Source organism: Pseudochrobactrum sp. sp1633 (assembly GCF_030376605.1).
Classification (GTDB): domain Bacteria; phylum Pseudomonadota; class Alphaproteobacteria; order Rhizobiales; family Rhizobiaceae; genus Pseudochrobactrum.
In genome coordinates this window covers 148,178-164,420 of the sequence record NZ_JARRAE010000008.1, presented here as the reverse complement: position 1 = coordinate 164,420, position 16,243 = coordinate 148,178, and the positions used below count along the sequence as shown (strand labels likewise).

At 51.0% G+C, this 16,243-nt stretch carries 14 protein-coding genes and 1 pseudogene; 5 read left to right on the top strand and 10 right to left on the bottom strand.

Translation table 11 applies throughout. The features are described from left to right. A pseudogene (locus tag P8H26_RS11330) lies at positions 1 to 346 on the top strand (SAF domain-containing protein); the annotation flags it as partial. 54 nt (positions 347 to 400) lie between these two features. On the opposite strand, the gene P8H26_RS11325 reads toward P8H26_RS11330, so the two are convergent. The 8 genes from P8H26_RS11325 to P8H26_RS11290 all read right to left on the bottom strand — a co-directional run bounded on the left by P8H26_RS11325 (position 401) and on the right by P8H26_RS11290 (position 9,770). Next, on the bottom strand, positions 401 to 1,096 hold the full coding sequence (locus tag P8H26_RS11325; protein ID WP_289633114.1) for an ATP-dependent Clp protease proteolytic subunit: 696 nt from the start codon (positions 1,094 to 1,096) through the stop codon (positions 401 to 403). A 256-nt stretch (positions 1,097 to 1,352) separates the two neighbouring features. After that, entirely contained in the window at positions 1,353 to 2,753 is a 1,401-nt protein-coding gene (locus P8H26_RS11320; RefSeq protein WP_289633113.1) for an NAD(P)(+) transhydrogenase (Re/Si-specific) subunit beta, read from the bottom strand. Between the two features lie 10 nt (positions 2,754 to 2,763). Then, entirely contained in the window at positions 2,764 to 3,180 is a 417-nt protein-coding gene (locus P8H26_RS11315; RefSeq protein WP_289633111.1) for an NAD(P) transhydrogenase subunit alpha, read from the bottom strand. 35 nt (positions 3,181 to 3,215) lie between these two features. Next, positions 3,216 to 4,484 (bottom strand): Re/Si-specific NAD(P)(+) transhydrogenase subunit alpha, encoded by a 1,269-nt coding sequence (locus tag P8H26_RS11310; RefSeq protein WP_289633110.1) that lies wholly within the window; start codon positions 4,482 to 4,484, stop codon positions 3,216 to 3,218. Between the two features lie 295 nt (positions 4,485 to 4,779). Next, complete coding sequence (locus P8H26_RS11305; RefSeq protein ID WP_289633108.1) at positions 4,780 to 4,998, bottom strand: aa3-type cytochrome c oxidase subunit IV; 219 nt, start codon at positions 4,996 to 4,998, stop codon at positions 4,780 to 4,782. Between the two features lie 156 nt (positions 4,999 to 5,154). Next, positions 5,155 to 5,901, bottom strand: a complete 747-nt coding sequence (locus P8H26_RS11300; RefSeq protein ID WP_289633107.1) for an acetyltransferase — start codon at positions 5,899 to 5,901, stop codon at positions 5,155 to 5,157. Positions 5,902 to 6,309: 408 nt separating this feature from the next. Continuing rightward, positions 6,310 to 8,625: a bifunctional diguanylate cyclase/phosphodiesterase gene (locus P8H26_RS11295; protein ID WP_289633106.1), complete on the bottom strand. Its 2,316-nt coding sequence runs from the start codon at positions 8,623 to 8,625 to the stop codon at positions 6,310 to 6,312. Positions 8,626 to 8,999: 374 nt separating this feature from the next. Then, positions 9,000 to 9,770 (bottom strand): SDR family NAD(P)-dependent oxidoreductase, encoded by a 771-nt coding sequence (locus P8H26_RS11290; protein WP_289633104.1) that lies wholly within the window; start codon positions 9,768 to 9,770, stop codon positions 9,000 to 9,002. Positions 9,771 to 10,003: 233 nt separating this feature from the next. On the opposite strand from P8H26_RS11290, the gene P8H26_RS11285 reads away from it, so the two are divergent. Further along, positions 10,004 to 10,765: a gamma-glutamyl-gamma-aminobutyrate hydrolase family protein gene (locus P8H26_RS11285; RefSeq protein ID WP_289633102.1), complete on the top strand. Its 762-nt coding sequence runs from the start codon at positions 10,004 to 10,006 to the stop codon at positions 10,763 to 10,765. A 76-nt stretch (positions 10,766 to 10,841) separates the two neighbouring features. Here P8H26_RS11285 and P8H26_RS11280 read toward each other — a convergent pair whose 3' ends face one another. Both P8H26_RS11280 and P8H26_RS11275 read right to left on the bottom strand, forming a co-directional pair. After that, on the bottom strand, positions 10,842 to 11,855 hold the full coding sequence (locus P8H26_RS11280; protein WP_289633101.1) for a LacI family DNA-binding transcriptional regulator: 1,014 nt from the start codon (positions 11,853 to 11,855) through the stop codon (positions 10,842 to 10,844). 208 nt (positions 11,856 to 12,063) lie between these two features. Further along, the gene (locus P8H26_RS11275) at positions 12,064 to 12,576 is read right to left on the bottom strand and encodes a MarR family winged helix-turn-helix transcriptional regulator (protein ID WP_289633099.1); all 513 of its coding nucleotides are present in this window, start codon (positions 12,574 to 12,576) and stop codon (positions 12,064 to 12,066) included. Positions 12,577 to 12,837: 261 nt separating this feature from the next. Between P8H26_RS11275 and P8H26_RS11270 the strand changes: the two genes are divergently transcribed. The 3 genes from P8H26_RS11270 (at position 12,838) to P8H26_RS11260 (ending at position 16,097) form a co-directional block, all read left to right on the top strand. After that, entirely contained in the window at positions 12,838 to 13,629 is a 792-nt protein-coding gene (locus P8H26_RS11270) for a creatininase family protein (RefSeq protein WP_289633122.1), read from the top strand. 333 nt (positions 13,630 to 13,962) lie between these two features. Then, a complete protein-coding gene (locus P8H26_RS11265; RefSeq protein ID WP_289633098.1) occupies positions 13,963 to 15,120 on the top strand; it encodes a GTP-binding protein in 1,158 nt (385 codons plus the stop codon). A gap of 2 nt (positions 15,121 to 15,122) precedes the next feature. After that, positions 15,123 to 16,097 carry a WD40 repeat domain-containing protein gene (locus P8H26_RS11260; protein WP_289633097.1) on the top strand — a complete coding sequence of 325 codons (975 nt, stop codon included), beginning with the start codon at positions 15,123 to 15,125 and terminating at the stop codon, positions 16,095 to 16,097. Positions 16,098 to 16,243: the final 146 nt, after the last annotated feature.

The following is a 16,243-nucleotide window of genomic DNA, read 5'->3' as shown; positions in this document are numbered from 1 at the left end:
TTCGCTGGAAGTGCCGCTGACCTGCGCCCGCGTTGTGCTCTATGGCAAGCCGGACATGGTGCCGTTGGACAAGCCGGTAGCTGAAGTTGCAGCCGTTGCCAAGAAAGATATGGCGATTGGTGAAACGCTCGATGCGATTGGCGAATATTGCTACCGCGCATGGATCATGACGGCCGGTGAAGCCCGCGCGGCCAAAGCCATTCCGTGCGGTATGCTGACCGGCGCCAGAGTGCTCAAGCCGATTAAAAAGGGTGAGCTGATCACCTATGACAATGCGGCTCTGCCTGCCGGCTCCCGCCTCGCAGAACTGCGCGCCCGTCAGGACAAACTGGTTTATGGCAGTTAAATAGTTCAGCGAGTTTAAAGCCTCCGGAAATCAAATCGTTCCGGAGGCTTTGTTTTATTTCTTACCTCCGTCGGTAATATAATAAGCAACCTGAGCATGAATAATATTATCAGCCAGCTTTGTAATAATACCTTTGTCCATTGCCTGCTGTGACGAAAGAAGCATTCTTTGGGCTTCCCTTTCCAAGACAGCATTCATCTCATCATCACCAAATGTTGTGCATTTCTTATAAACATCTCTGAACATTTGATTATATCCGGCAAGGTTAGACTGTGCGATTTTCAGCTCGTCAGTCGTCAAGGATGAACTTTTTCGTAAGAGGTTTGCAGGGTGAATAATAAACCGGCTGCCTTGTAAAGATTGTCTGTTATCAGCACCACAAAACATCATGCTCGCTGCAGACCCGACTGTTGAAATATTGACTGCTGTCACCGGAATGCGGGATCCCCTCACAAGCCAATATCCTGCATAACCACTATCCATGTCGCCGCCATAGCTGCTGACATAGAGATAAATAGCTCCGAGATTTTTATAACCGATATTCAACTCATCCAGAACCCGTGCCAGATCAGAAATAGTTCCGGCATTAATATCAGCGGTGAAATATATCTTTCCGATTTTTACTGCTGCTTCAGCACCGAATGCTGTTTGATAAACTTTATTAACATCTGCATGGGCTGCCACTGAGAAAGAACAAACGCATGCACCAAGCAACAACATTTTACGATATAAATTTATAAATAATTTCATTCATCTTCCTCCTTTAACAAGGAGACTAAAGATGAAAATATTCAAATTAAAAATCCCAATTTAAAGCGGGTTCTACTGAGGCAGATCGCTTGAGATTCTTTTTCTCAGGCGCTGAATATAAGTCTTTGCCTGCGCGCAACTTTCGACCAGCCGCAGGCATTTTTCCGATCCAAATCAGTACTAAATATTTATAAAACAGCAATAAAAAAGGCGGCTCAAAAGCCGCCTTTTCTTTTAGCTGACAAAACACACCGGTTTAATCCAGCGCTTTGACGATATTTTCGACCATCTTCTTTGCATCAGCAAACAGCATCATGGTGTTGTCACGGAAGAACAATTCATTCTCCACACCCGCATAGCCTGACCCCATACCGCGCTTGATGAACAGCACCGTACCGGCCTTATCCACATCGAGAATAGGCATACCGAAGATCGGTGACTGCGGGTCGGTTTTCGCCGCCGGATTAGTCACGTCATTCGCACCGATTACGAAAGCCACATCAGCCTGTGCAAATTCAGAATTGATGTCTTCCAGCTCGAACACTTCATCATAAGGCACATTGGCTTCGGCCAGCAGCACGTTCATATGGCCGGGCATACGACCCGCCACCGGATGAATGGCATATTTGACCTCAACACCCTCTGCCTTCAGCTTATCAGCCATTTCACGCAGTGCATGTTGCGCCTGAGCGACTGCCATACCATAACCCGGCACGATGATCACTTTGGCTGCATTTTTCATGATGAAAGCCGCATCATCCGCCGAGCCCTGTTTCACCGGACGCTGCTCTACCTCACCCGTGCTACCACCAGAAGATGTATCACCACCGAAACCACCAAGGATCACAGAAATGAACGAGCGGTTCATGCCCTTACACATGATGTAAGACAGAATGGCACCGGAAGAACCAACCAGCGCACCGGTGATAATCAGTGCCAGATTGCCCAGCGTGAAGCCGATACCTGCTGCAGCCCAGCCGGAATAGGAGTTGAGCATCGACACAACCACCGGCATATCCGCGCCACCAATCGGGATAATGATTAGCACGCCAAACAACAGTGACAGCACCACGATCGCCCAGAACACCAGATAACTCTCGGTCATCGCCAGCGCGATCACCAGCACCACAATGCCGATAAACAGCGCCGCATTGATGATATGGCGTGACGGCAACATGATCGGCTTGCCGGACATCCGCCCGTCAAGTTTCAGATAAGCAATGATCGAACCGGTAAAGGTGATCGCACCAATGGCTACGCCAAGCGACATTTCCACCAGTGCCTGCGCGTGGATTGAGCCGACTTCACCGATGCCGAAAGAATGCGGAGAATAGAGAGCCGCAGCGGCTACCATCACGGCAGCAAGACCAACCAGCGAGTGGAAAAACGCCACCAGCTGCGGCATTGCAGTCATCGCAATGCGCTTGGCAACAACAGCACCGGCGCCACCACCAATTGCCAGCCCCAGCACAATCAGCGCCAGACCTTTAATTGACGGCTGCGCCAATATCAGCGTGGTAACAATAGCAATGCCCATGCCGAGCATACCGTAGAAATTACCCTGACGGCTGGTCGTCGGGTGAGAAAGACCGCGCAATGCCAGAACAAACAGCACGCCGGAAACGAGATAAAGAAAGGCTGCCAGATTAACGCTCATGTTTCAGCCCTCACTTGTCTTTTTTCTTATACATGGCGAGCATGCGCTGGGTGACCAGAAAGCCCCCGAAAATATTCACGCTTGCCAACACCAGAGCGATAAAGCCGAAGCCGGTTGCCCAGCCGGATAGAGAGAGGCCAACGGCCAGAAGCGCACCGACGACAATCACCGATGAAATCGCATTGGTCACCGCCATCAAAGGCGTGTGCAAGGCAGGCGTTACCGACCAGACAACGTAATAACCGACAAAAATCGACAGCACGAAAATCGCCAGCTGAAACACAAACGGATCAATCACGCCACCGCTCGCGGCATGCACAGCATTGCTGATGCTATCTGAACTCCCCAGACCTTCCGCAGCAGCCCTCAGATTTTCAACCGCCTTATCGAGACCACCAAGTGCCTCTTTCAAAGAATCCGCACTCATGCCTCATCTCCCTTATTTCCGGCCTCATTTACGGTTTACTTGCCTGCGCCCGTTTTGGGTGCCGGTTTTTCAGCAGCCGTTTTTTTAGGAGCAGCTTTTTTGACCGGAGCTTTCTTCACAGCAGGCTTCTGAGCTGTTTCCGCCTTATCCTTAGCCGCAACAGGCGCTGCTTTTGCATTAGCAAAAGCCGGATGCACAATAGCGCCCTGATGGGTCAGCACAGTTGCCTTCACCAGTTCATCATCCAGATTGATAGCAACCTGTTTTGTGTCTTTGTTGATCAGCGTCTCAAGGAAAGCGAACAGGTTACGTGCATAAAGTTGCGATGCAGAAGCTGCAATACGACCGGCCGTGTTCATGTGGCCGATAATTTTTACACCGTCTTTTTCGGTAATTTGCCCCGCAACGGCACCTTCCACATTGCCGCCACGCTCAACGGCCAAATCAACCAGCACGGAGCCCGGCTTCATGCTTGCCACCATAGCGGCACTCACCAGACGCGGCGCAGCGCGCCCCGGAATAAGCGCTGTGGTAATCACTATGTCCTGCTTGGCAATATGGTCAGCGACCAGCGCTGCCTGCTTGGCCTGATAGTCTTTCGACATTTCCTTGGCATAGCCGCCCGCAGTTTCTGCAGCCTTGAACTCATCGTCCTCGACAGCGACAAATTTTGCACCGAGCGATGCAACCTGTTCTTTAGCGGCAGGACGCACATCAGTCGCCGTTACAATCGCACCAAGACGGCGTGCTGTCGCAATGGCCTGAAGACCGGCAACCCCTGCCCCCATCACAAAGACTTTGGCCGCAGGCACGGTACCGGCAGCAGTCATCATCATCGGTATGGCGCGGTCATATTCCGCCGTTGCATCAATCACTGCCTGATAACCGGCGAGATTGGCCTGCGACGACAACACATCCATCACCTGTGCACGGGTAATGCGCGGCATGAACTCCATCGTGAAAGCAGTCAGCCCCGCCTGCGCAATTGCTGCCACACTGTCTTCATGACCGTAAGGATCGAGCATCGCGATCAGCACTGCACCGGTTTTATAATTTTTCAGTTCAGTCTGTGAGGGACGGCGTAGTTTAAGAATAATATCCGCGGTTTTAATGTCGGTGGTTTTGCCGATCTGCGCACCGGCATCAGCAAAAGCCTGATCCGTTATGCGCGATGACGTGCCCGCACCGCTTTCCACGATTATCTTAAATCCGTGACCAATCAGCTTTTTCACGGTTTCCGGCGTTGCCGCCACCCGTGTTTCATTCGGATCAGTCTCAACGGGAATGAATATTACCTGAGACAAAACTGCCCTCACTTTCCCTGCCCCGATATTTTGCAGCAGCCATGTCCGGCTGCATACAAAACATCATTTTAATCGGGGGGCAGTAAATCACGGAAAAATCAGGCTGCAATACTAATTATGCAAAAAATCTCTGGTGTGATCGAAAATACGCAATTATGTCAGCCTTACTGACCTGACACGCTTTATTTTAAAGCAGGCATACAAAATTATACCTGTCTCAAAGACAGCACAAAAAAGCAGTTCCGGTAAAATCCTGAACTGCTTTTGTCATATCAGATGTGTTTTTTAGGAAATATCAGGCCAGAAAAACTGCGGCAGCCATAATCAGCGCAAACAGAACAACACCCGAGAACCAACCTGCAGCAAAGAAAGCAAAAGCCATCGCAGCCATCAACGCAGCGAGCACAATTGTTCCCCACTTCACCAGCCAGGTAAAGCCCTGATACGTCCGCTCATGCTCCGGATAATCCATCTCCGCGCCCAGCTCTGCAGGACCGTGCTGAATTTCTGCCATTTCTTTCTCCCTCCCCAAAGATATCTTCCTTAACGGCCGTCTTCCGGTTCAGATAGCTTATCAGCGCACAGTTGACACAGTTCTCCCCTGATAGGCAAGCATCTGTTACCGGCTATGTTGCGACAATCTGCTGCAACACCATCGTTTATACCTGTGTCAGGCACCCAGACCGGTATATTTTGCAGTCGGTAAAATTGTCAGGGGAATATTGCCGAGCCGCACATCCGCAAACATATTACGCCGCTCATGCGGCTGTGATTTAAAGAACGGGAACCGTACTGCAACCGCATCGCGGATAGAGCTGACGGCTGCCGCACCCAAGCCAACCTGAATGCCATAGCCTTCATGATCCCGCGGATCAGCCAGCATCTGCGAACCGAAGATACGTTTATAGAAAGCCATATGTTCAGGCTTAACCGCTGCTAAGCAAAAACTGGCATTAAAGAATTCTGAGGCCATAGCAGCAATCCGCAGCGTCAGATAAGGAATAGCCGGAAACTCTGCCAAATATACAGGATCTGCAGCAAAGCGCGTCGGGTCAACAAAGCTCATATCATTATCCAGCATCGGCCCCAGAATATCAGGGAAAAGTTTGGCGCTGGTGCCCACCCTGTGGGCTGCTGTAATATGATGAACGCGTAAAGTACTGACCAGGATACCATCTATATACATGCCATAAACATAGGCCTGATGGTCACGGTCCACATCGTCCACAATTGTACCGAGAAGATTATCGTCCATGACATTACGCGTCATATAGGAGCGATAGCGTAATCTGCCGATCTCTTCGAGATCTTCCGCATGGATGACACGCCGGTATTCTACGCGATCAAGAAACTCCAGCATATGCCGGGCGAAGTTCGAAATAGCTGGTGCTTTCGCAACCGGTTGAGAGACCGTCATAAATTATCGTCCGCCACCAATAAACTTAAGCTATGGTGCAACCGTCCCGAAGCGATGCAAACTGCGCATTGCGGCGAACATGGAAACGCTATGATAATTTGAAAATCCGCACTCATAAGATAAACCTAAAATAAAGCGTATTTTCAAAGCATTACAGTGCTTTCATGTTTTCCAGAGACACCGGCACCGGCCTTTCAGGAAACGGCAACATCCCTCACAGGCATCACCTACCATATTTGCCCGCTGATTTCAGGATACAAATATACTGGTAACCATTTCTCTTTATGTACGGGAAAAAGCAAGTGCCCAACCACCTGCAAATGATATTTTTTCCATTTGCAGCGCTGAGTATTTTGTTTTTAGAGATAAATTGCCAGGGAACCACTTCCACATTGCCCGAATATCAGGTCAGAGATCATCTGTCTCAACTTCGAACCGGAAATCCTTCGGCGTGACCGATAAAGATTTCTGCAACTGAGCGCTGATTTCTTCAGCACGCAACGGCGTGCCCAGCAAGAACCCTTGCACCAGATCAGCGCCACCTGTGCCACGGATAAGCTTCAGCTGCTCTTCGGTTTCCACGCCCTCAATGGTCACCCCAAAACCAAGCTCATGGGAAAGCTGCGTCACACCCCGCAACAGCATAAAAGCGCGCCGGTCTGTCACAATATCACGCACAAAAGAGCGATCAACTTTCACTTTGGTGAGCGGCAGCGTATTCAGATAGCTGAGGCTTGAATAACCGGTACCGAAATCATCCAGCGCAATATTGATGCCTGAATTCTTTAGCTTTTGCAGCATTTCACAGGTCTTAACGCGATCGCTGATGATAGCGCTTTCGGTAACTTCCACCTCCAGCAGATAGGATGGCAGCTGTGCACTCTGCAATGCGTCCACCACCATATCAACGATGCCTGTATTTTTCAGATCAATCGCAGAAAGATTAACCGAAACACCGATTTTGTGCCCCCAGCCTGCGCAATCCTGACAGGCGCGGCGCAACATAAAACGAGTCAGCTCTGTGATAATCCCCATTTCTTCAGCCAGCGGGATATAATCAGCAGGCCCGATCGGCCCCAATTGCGGGTGATGCCAGCGCGACAGCGCCTCAACCGCAACAATACGCAGAGAATTGAGGCTGACAATCGGCTGATAAACCACCGTCAGGCTGCCCTCGCTGATCGCCTCACGCAGATCATTTTTAAGTTTTTGACGCGACCGGTATTTCGTATCCATCGCCTCAACAAACGCAACCCACCGGTTATGCTCGTTACTTTTGGCTTCATACAATGCCAGATCAGCATTCACATGCAGCCCGCGCAAATCCATATTTTTCATCACATCAATGGCCACACCGGCACTGATATCCAGATAAATCTGCTGCGATGAAAAATTATAAACGCCGCACAGATAGGTAATCACCTCATCCATAACGACATTGATACTCGAGCGATCTTTAATGCCTTGAATAAACAATACAAATTCATCGCCGCCAAAACGCGACGCAACAAAACGGTTCGGATCAAGCCCGCCCATCCGCTCGGCAAACTGACGCAGCAACTCATCCCCCGCATGATGCCCGTACGTATCGTTCACATGCTTGAAATGATTAAGATCGATCACCGCCAGTGCAACCAGCTCATCAGGCTGATTACCGGTTGTCAGTGCACGCACCAGCGTTTCAAAATAGAAACGGTTCGGCAGACCTGTCAAACCATCATAGCGCGCCATATGCTGAATCTGCGCCTCAGCCTCAATACGGCCGGTTACATCGTCAAAAATCAGCACCGCACCTTCTTCACGACGCTGATTACACATCACTTCGATATAGCGGTTTTCGCCAAACTGAAAAACATCCCGCTGCCTGCGACCTTCCAAAAGATCGCCGATGCGCATCCGCACATTATCCAGCTCTTCACTCGGAAACAGGCCGTGCTTTGCGCAATAACGCAACACAACTTCAAAAGGACGGTTCAGAAGACTGACATTCTGCGAGATATTCAGCATATCCCGCACTTGTTTATTGACCACAGCAATTGAGGCCCGCCCGTCCAGCATCACCAGTCCCTGAGGCATATTATTCAGCGCGGTATCAAAACGGCTGACAACAGTGCTCAAACGGCGTTCATTCATCACCGCAGCAAAAAGGGACTGGCGCAAGCCGTTGGCCATCTGAATATTGCTGAGGAAATACGGCACCAGAAGCGCGCCGATAACGACATGGAAAATACTGTCGACCAGAATGAAGCCCAGTAATACAGGCACCAGCGCGCAGATCGACATCATCACTACAGCATTGCGCGACGCATAGTTACGACCGACAATGGAAACCACAGAAGCAAGAAGAATAGACAGGCTGGCCAGTTCAGCAAAAGGATCGTCGATCACATAGGTGCTGTAAAAGCAAAGCAGGCCAAGCACCAGGCAAATCGCACAGGCACCGATGAGGTAATGCATTTCCCAACGGTTGATTTTATCATGCGTCAGCCTGCTGAAATCAGCCCTGTCAAAAACATGCATATCATACATGCGGATGCTGGTGATCAGCGCAAACAGGCCGGCAAAGCCCAGAAATACAACATCGCTGGTTTTAAAATAAATCACTGCGCAGGCCAGCATATGTGCTGCCAACCCGAACCACAGGGTAGCCCGATTGCCATACAGCGCTCTGACAAATGACAGGCGAACGTCCACCGGAATATTGGTTTTAAATAACCATGTCATTTGTTATCGCTCCCCCTCGCCGGGGAAGAATGACAAAAATACTTTAAAAATAAGTTTCAACTTTTTCTACTTTTGAGTGTTTTTACATTAAAATCAACGCCATAGGTTGTTGAGTTGCCTGCAGATGATAATGCTTCATAACTATAAATATATATTTAAAAACTCTGATATACTCACGCGCATTAACGCAGCAAGCGACAATATGCAAAAACAAACCTGTTCACTGCCATTTCCGGCTCCGCTTCAGGCTCCGTTCTCCTCATTGTCAGACACCAAGGCATTTCTCCTCTTCAGGCGGAACCACCCGAACAGGAACAATCATACACTAAAATAAAAAATCAGGGGCATATTGTGTTCAGACCCGAGCACAATTCTCAGCTTTGCAAGCTATGCCCGCCGTCAATTGTAATAGTTGTGCCGGTCATATAGCCGCCGGCATTTGAAGCAAGCAGCAACAACGCGCCTTCCAGATCACAATTTTCACCAAGGCGGCGCATCGGGTTTTTTGCTTTCAGATAACCGTGTGCAGGCCCTTCCATCAAATCCTGATTAATGCCAGTCGGAAACCAGCCCGGAGCAATGGCATTCACGCGAATATTATGAGCCGCCCATTCCAGCGCTAAAGAGCGTGTCATCTGCGTCAGCGCAGCTTTGGACATAGAATAAGCAATAGCGCCTTTTTGCGGAACATTGCCAAGAATACTCGTCGTATTGATAATCGCACCGGCAAGATTAGCGGCAATCATGCGCCGTGCGGCTTCCTGCGCAACATTGAAAGCACCGACAACATTAACGGCAAAAACCTGCTCCATCATTGCAGAAGTCGTTTTCAATGCGCTGGCCTTACAGGCAATACCTGCATTGTTAAAAACCACACTCACAGGGCCGAAACATTTTTCCGCCTGATCAAAGGCCGCGCAGATTTCTTCTTTGTCAGAGACATCGGCATGCACATGGAGAATATCCGGTTTGGTACCGTCACAATCCGGACAACAATGCGGCACATGACTGCGGGCAATTGAGACCACTTTTGCGCCATGCGCTGCCAGAGTATGCACCATATGATGCCCGAGCCCTGAGGAGCCACCGGTTACAGCAATTACCTTGCCTTCAACAGAAAATAAATTCTGGCTATTTGCGGACATCTGCCCCCTCAATCGTTTTGCTGCGTCCTTGAAACAGTGCCTCAGAACACAGCAAAATTTATTTCAAATCTGCCCGCTTTGCAGTAGACAATTTCAGGCGTTTGAAAAACTGACAATTTACACCGGTTCACCCGTGGTCATTTCAATTTTTCATGCGCGCTGTAAAGAGTCGCTGTCATCACGCAAAACTAACCAACTGCCTGCCACTGCGCAACCACGACAAGGCCTGTTTTATGACGCAAAAATCCCGCCCTCTGATTGCTGTCACATCGGATATCCGTGATATCGACGGCAATAACTGGCACGCAACACCTTCTGAATATGTTACGGCGCTTGTGGAAGCTGCCGGTGTGACGCCTGTTCTGGTGCCGAATATCCGCGAAAAAGTTGATTTCGACGCGCTGTTTGCCGCTGTGCACGGCCTGCTCGTGACTGGCTCGCGCTCCAATGTGCACCCCGCTCTTTACGGGCAGGAAGCCAGCGAACAACATGGCCCGTTTGACCCTGACCGTGACGCGACCACACTGCCCCTGATCCGCGCAGCACTGGAGCGCGGCATTCCGGTTCTCGGCATTTGCCGCGGTTTGCAGGAAATGAATGTGGCGCTTGGCGGATCACTTGCCAACGACATTCAGGAGCTCGACGGTAAGAATGACCACCGCGCGCCGATTTCCGCGATTCGCGATGAGCGCTATGCGATTACGCATCCGCTTGAAATTGCTGAAAACTCCTGCCTTGCAGCTATTCTGGAAAGCGACACAGTAAAAACCAACTCTGTTCACAGACAGGCTATCGACCGCCTGTCCGACAAGCTGGAACCGCAGGCAATTGCGGAAGACGGCACGATTGAAGCCGTGACGGTTAAAGATGCGCCGGGCTTTGCGCTCGCTGTGCAATGGCATCCCGAATATTGGGTGCGTTCCGATGCGCCTTCAGCCAAAATCTTCCACGCTTTTGGGGATGCTGTGCGCAAGCATGCTGGTATCAACAAGTAATAGAAAAAAGCCGCAGAGATAAACCTGCGGCTTTTTTAATTCAGCAAAAACTCAATACTAATTAATGGGAGGCCACTTAATGTGGCTTACTCGTTGACTGGCGGATATGTAGCTCCGGCTTAATCAGCGGCTGATCGCTATGCATCTCAACACCGTTGAGCTGGTCAAGCAGCGCACGAGCAGCCTGCCGTCCCACTTCACGCTGGCCATTCCACACTGTTGTCAATGCTGGTGTGGCAATTGCGGCCTCTTCCAGATCATCATAACCGGTGACCGAAATATCCTCCCCCGGCACCAGACCGGCGCGGGCAATACCGTTCATCAACCCGATTGCCACCAGATCATTCCAGCAGACTGCTGCTGTTGGCTTGTCTTTCAGGGAAAGAAACTGCGGCGCCACTTCAAAGCCACCCTGCTTGGTGCGCGGCCCCGGAATGCGCCACTCCGGCTTTACGGTCAGACCGGCTTTTTCCATCGCATTGACGTAACCCTGATAGCGGTCGCGCCCTGTGGACGTCTGATCCGTACCGCCGATCATTGCAATGCGGCTATGTCCAAGAGAAATCAGATGATTGGTTGCAAGGCTGATGCCATAGGCATCATCCCCGCGAAACACCGGCACATCCGCGCCTTCAACATTACGCGCAATCAGCACCACCGGCAGACCGTTGCTTTCCGCCAATTCAATATCTTCCGCAGGTGTCCCAATGGCCGGAGACATAATCACACCATCCGCGCCGAGCTGCAAAAGCGTATCAACAAAAGTGCGCTGCTTTTCGAGCTGGTCATAATGATTGCTGAGAATAAAAGTCTGACGGGAACGGTCGAGTTCTGTTTCAATCGAGCGCAGAATTTCCGCAAAGAACGGGTTCATAATATCATGAACCACCACGCCGATAATGCCGGAGCGTGAGGTGCGCAGCGATGCCGCGCGGCGGTTATAAATATAGCCAATGGTGCGGGCATGTTCCTTAATACGGTCGCGGGTCTGATCCGCCACCAGAGGACTGTCACGCAAAGCCAGAGAAACTGTAGCCGTTGATACGCCAAGCGCATCAGCAATGGTTGAAAGTTTGATTTTCTGGGCCAAAAGCCATCCGCCCCTTATTGAACAAACACATCTGCCGTCACGATAAACTCTGACAGGCAATTTTGTCTGCCAGCCACATTTTACCTCACACCTATTCATTAAGGTCTAGAATATCCTTAAACAAATAGCGAGCCGGATTTTAACATCTTATCCGGCAAAATATCCAATATTCAGTATGTCAGCACTACAACCGGTAATTTATATGATCTTATTCCGTGTCATTATCGTCTGACAGATCATCCGCAGTCTCAGCCTCATCACTCGCCGCAGAGCGCAACGGACGACCGGCAGCCGCCGCATTCAGATTATTCTCCACCCGCGCCAGCAATTTCAACAGAACCTTACGTTCTTTCTTGTCAAAACCGCGCAGGCAGTCTTTTTCCGTTTTGCGCACCAGCTTTTCAATAGTGCGGATAACATCATGCCCCTGATCGGTCAGAAACACATGGGTCTGGCGCTGATCGCTTTCTGATGCCTGTTTGGTAACAAAACCCTGCGCCTGCAAACGGCTGATTGTTTTTGTCACAGTCGGCGGACGCACACCTAAACGCTGCGCCAGAATACCGGGAGGCAGGCCGTCTTCTTCTGCAAGCTTCAGCAAAACTGCATCCTGCCCTGCATAAAGCCCGTGCTCCAGCAGCCGCGTTGCCAAAATTGTCCGCATCATACGTGCACTATGCTGCAATGGCTGAAGAATAGCGGTTTTGCCTGTCTTACTCATGATTTACCCCACCTGTCCGCTCATCTGTCATAAACACACTAATTGAAGGAGATATGACTGACAAGAAACACATTGACCAGCCGAACGCAGGACATTTTTCCGAAGTGACGACAAGACAATTCCCGTAAAGGCGTATTTAGAATAGCCGTCAGCGCCCTCACCCGTTATGATAGCTGTTCGCCTTTACCCGCTCAGAGGAGAAATATTTTGCCGGAGATCAACCAGCACGCCAGTTCCGCCCTTTCTGAAACAACGACACAGATCAAAGCGTCTCTTGCAGCTGAGCCCTTACAGGAAACCGTCCCCGACAATCTTATCGCCGTTTTACCTCTGGGTGCACATGAGCAACACGGCCCGCATCTGCCTTTTGAGACCGATACAATCATTGCTGATGGCATAGCATCGCGTCTGGCCGCAAACTTGCCCGATCATATCACCGCCCGTTTTCTGACAACGGAACCCGTGGGCTATTCCATTGAACATATGGATGTGGAAGGCACGCGCACTCTGGCTTTTTCTGAAGCCGTCAACCGCTGGATCGGGATTGGTGAAAACCTCTGCGCCGCCAATATCCGCAAGCTGGTCATCCTCAATGCGCATGGCGGTAATTCGCCGTTGGCCACAATCGTCGCCACAGAGTTACGGGCACGGTTAGGCATGCTGGCTGTTGCCACCCACTGGACACGCTTTGGCATTCCGGAAGACCTGATCAGTGCAGAGCAAAAACACCTCGATATTCATGCAGGCTATATCGAAACCTCCGTCATGCTGGCCTTGACGCCGGAGCTTGTGCATATGGATAAAGCGCAGAACTTCATCAATGAGCAGGAGAATTTCATTGAGGAGTTTCAATATTTGCGTGCTTACGGCCCCCATGCTTTCGGCTGGATGATGAGTGACCTCAACAAGCAGGGTGCCGCAGGCAATGCCTTGCGTGCCAATGCGGAAGACGGTGAGAAAATGATAGCCCATGCTGTCAAAGGTCTGAGCGGCCTGATGGAAGATGTGCATCGCTTTGACATCTCGGTCTTCGGGGAAACACCTCCACTATGAAACCGGCACTCTGAAAATTGCGAACAATCGCTCTGGGGTGATTGCTCTATATAGGCAGAGCAGTTTCAGGAAAAGTGGGAACCGCCTACGCGGGAAAATAACCACCGGACTATTTTCTATTTCCGCTTCGATCCATCCGAAACTGCGGCTAGGTAAATCCACGGAGCGGTTCAAACAATTCTTTTCGAATTGAAACGCTCTGGGGGCTGTTCTATAGAATTACGGTTTCGCAGTTCTTATATGCACACAGATTTCAACATACAGACCGGCTCGGATCTGAATTCCCGTTGCCCGATCCGGTAAAAATTCTGACGATGAAGAGGCACTCTACCCATGAGCGATAGCCCAGCAGCAGATCAGGTTGCGACTTCCGCAACCGCACTCCCTAAAATTCCGGTAACAGTCCTGACCGGCTATCTCGGCGCCGGTAAAACCACCCTGCTCAACCGTATTCTCAGCGAAAATCACGGCAAACGCTATGCTGTGATCGTCAATGAATTTGGTGAAATCGGCATTGATAATGATCTCATCGTCGAGTCCGACGAAGAAATCTATGAAATGAACAATGGCTGCATTTGCTGCACCGTGCGCGGCGATCTGATCCGCGTGGTTGAAGGTCTGATGCGCCGTCCAGGCCGTTTCGATGCGATTATCGTTGAAACCACCGGCCTTGCCGATCCGGTTCCGGTCGCGCAAACATTCTTCATGGATGATGATGTGCGTGCCAAGACCCAGCTTGATGCGGTTGTAGCACTCGTTGATGCCAAGCATCTGCCGCTGCGCCTGAAAGACAGTAAAGAGGCCGAAGACCAGATCGCTTTTGCCGATGTGGTTCTGCTCAACAAAACCGATCTGGTAACAGCGCAGGAACTGGCACATGTGGAAGCCACAATCCGCGCGATTAACCCGCATGCGATTATCCACCGTACCCAGCGCGCAGAAATTGACCTGACCAAGGTTCTGGATCGCGGTGCTTTTGACCTCAAACGCGCTCTGGATAATGATCCGCATTTCCTCGATCACGACCATCCGGATCATGTTTGCGGCCCTGATTGTGATCATGAACATCATCACCACGACCACGGACACGATCATCATCACCACCACCATGATCACGACCATACCTGCGGCCCCGATTGCAACCATGATCATGGGCATGATCACGGACATGACCACGGCCATGCTTCGGCCATCCACGATGTAACCGTCATGTCAGTGTCTCTGCGTACCGGCGAACTGAATGCAGAAAAATTCTTCCCGTGGATTCAGAATGTAACGCAGGTGCAAGGGCCGGATATTCTGCGCCTTAAAGGTATTATCGCTTTTGCCGATGACGAAGACCGTTATGTTGTACAGGGCGTGCATATGATCATCGAAGGCGATCACCAGCGCCCGTGGAAAGCGGATGAAAAGCGTGAAAGCCGTCTGGTCTTTATCGGCCGCAATCTGAATGAGCAGGCACTGCGCTCCGGCTTCGAGAAATGTAAATAACCATGCCGACGATTGCCCCTATTGATCTGGGAAGCCACTGCCTGAAAGCTGGTTTCCTGAATGAGAATGCCTATTTCGCACTGGCTGACGGCACGCTGCATTGGCTGGATGAAGCGCATAAAACCGTCGCTATGCATGACGGCCTGCTCTGCGTTGCTGTAACCTCTGACAATAAAGCTCTGATCACCGGCGGTGAAGACGGGTGTATTTGCCAGACCGACAGCAAAGGCAATGTAGAAGAGCTGGCTGTTTTACCACGCAAATGGATCACAACCGTTGCCAGTGGCCCGAATGGTGCTGTTGCCTATGCTTCCGGCCGCACGGCATGGGTGCGTGAAGCCAACGGCAAAACCACCGAATTTGCCCATGAACGCAGTGTTGAAGGTGTTGCCTTTGCCCCCAAAGGCCTTCGCCTCGCCATTGCCCGCTATAATGGCGCAACCTTGCATTGGGCTGGCACCGCTGGCAAACCTGTCGATCTGGAGTGGAAGGGCGCACATACCGGCGCGATCTTCTCACCGGACGGGCGTTTTCTGATCACCACGATGCAGGAAAATGCTCTGCATGGCTGGCGTCTGGAAGATAACCGCAATATGCGCATGACCGGCTATCCGGCCAAGGTCAAAGACTGGTCATGGAGCCCTAAGGGTAAGTGGCTTGCCACCTCCGGTGCACCGGCGGCAATCATCTGGCCATTTGCAGGCAAAGACGGCCCGATGGGCAAAGCCCCGCTGGAACTTGGCCTGCGCGGCGACACAATGGTCACATCCGTTGCCTGTCATCCGGTCGAGGATATTGTCGCTGTCGGCTATCAGGACGGCATGGTTTTGCTGTGCCGTTTTGCCGATCAGAAAGAAGTGCTGCTGCGTCGCCCCGGCAAAGGGGCTATCAGCTCAATGGGCTGGGACAAAAACGGCACACGTCTTGCCTATGGCGCAGAAACCGGCGATTGCGGACTGATCAATATTCAGTGGTAATCTGAGCAATAAAAAAGGCGGTTTAAGACCGCCTTTTTGCTATTTCTTAGACTGCTCCAGCGCCTGCCCGCTTTGTGTGGCCGGTTCCTGCGCATCCGGCAGGGCTTTCAATTTATCCGTTTTGTCTTTGGCCTTTGTCGTCACAG

What these genes read in the sequence shown, in the direction of transcription:
- P8H26_RS11325 (WP_289633114.1), bottom strand. Translation starts at nt 1,096, where the DNA reads ATGAAATTATTTATAAATTTATATCGTAAAATGTTGTTGCTTGGTGCA.
- P8H26_RS11300 (WP_289633107.1), bottom strand. Translation starts at nt 5,901, where the DNA reads ATGACGGTCTCTCAACCGGTTGCGAAAGCACCAGCTATTTCGAACTTC.
- P8H26_RS11295 (WP_289633106.1), bottom strand. Translation starts at nt 8,625, where the DNA reads ATGACATGGTTATTTAAAACCAATATTCCGGTGGACGTTCGCCTGTCA.
- P8H26_RS11275 (WP_289633099.1), bottom strand. Translation starts at nt 12,576, where the DNA reads ATGAGTAAGACAGGCAAAACCGCTATTCTTCAGCCATTGCAGCATAGT.
- P8H26_RS11290 (WP_289633104.1), bottom strand. Translation starts at nt 9,770, where the DNA reads ATGTCCGCAAATAGCCAGAATTTATTTTCTGTTGAAGGCAAGGTAATT.
- P8H26_RS11320 (WP_289633113.1), bottom strand. Translation starts at nt 2,753, where the DNA reads ATGAGCGTTAATCTGGCAGCCTTTCTTTATCTCGTTTCCGGCGTGCTG.
- P8H26_RS11285 (WP_289633102.1), top strand. Translation starts at nt 10,004, where the DNA reads ATGACGCAAAAATCCCGCCCTCTGATTGCTGTCACATCGGATATCCGT.
- P8H26_RS11305 (WP_289633108.1), bottom strand. Translation starts at nt 4,998, where the DNA reads ATGGCAGAAATTCAGCACGGTCCTGCAGAGCTGGGCGCGGAGATGGAT.
- P8H26_RS11315 (WP_289633111.1), bottom strand. Translation starts at nt 3,180, where the DNA reads ATGAGTGCGGATTCTTTGAAAGAGGCACTTGGTGGTCTCGATAAGGCG.
- P8H26_RS11265 (WP_289633098.1), top strand. Translation starts at nt 13,963, where the DNA reads ATGAGCGATAGCCCAGCAGCAGATCAGGTTGCGACTTCCGCAACCGCA.
- P8H26_RS11260 (WP_289633097.1), top strand. Translation starts at nt 15,123, where the DNA reads ATGCCGACGATTGCCCCTATTGATCTGGGAAGCCACTGCCTGAAAGCT.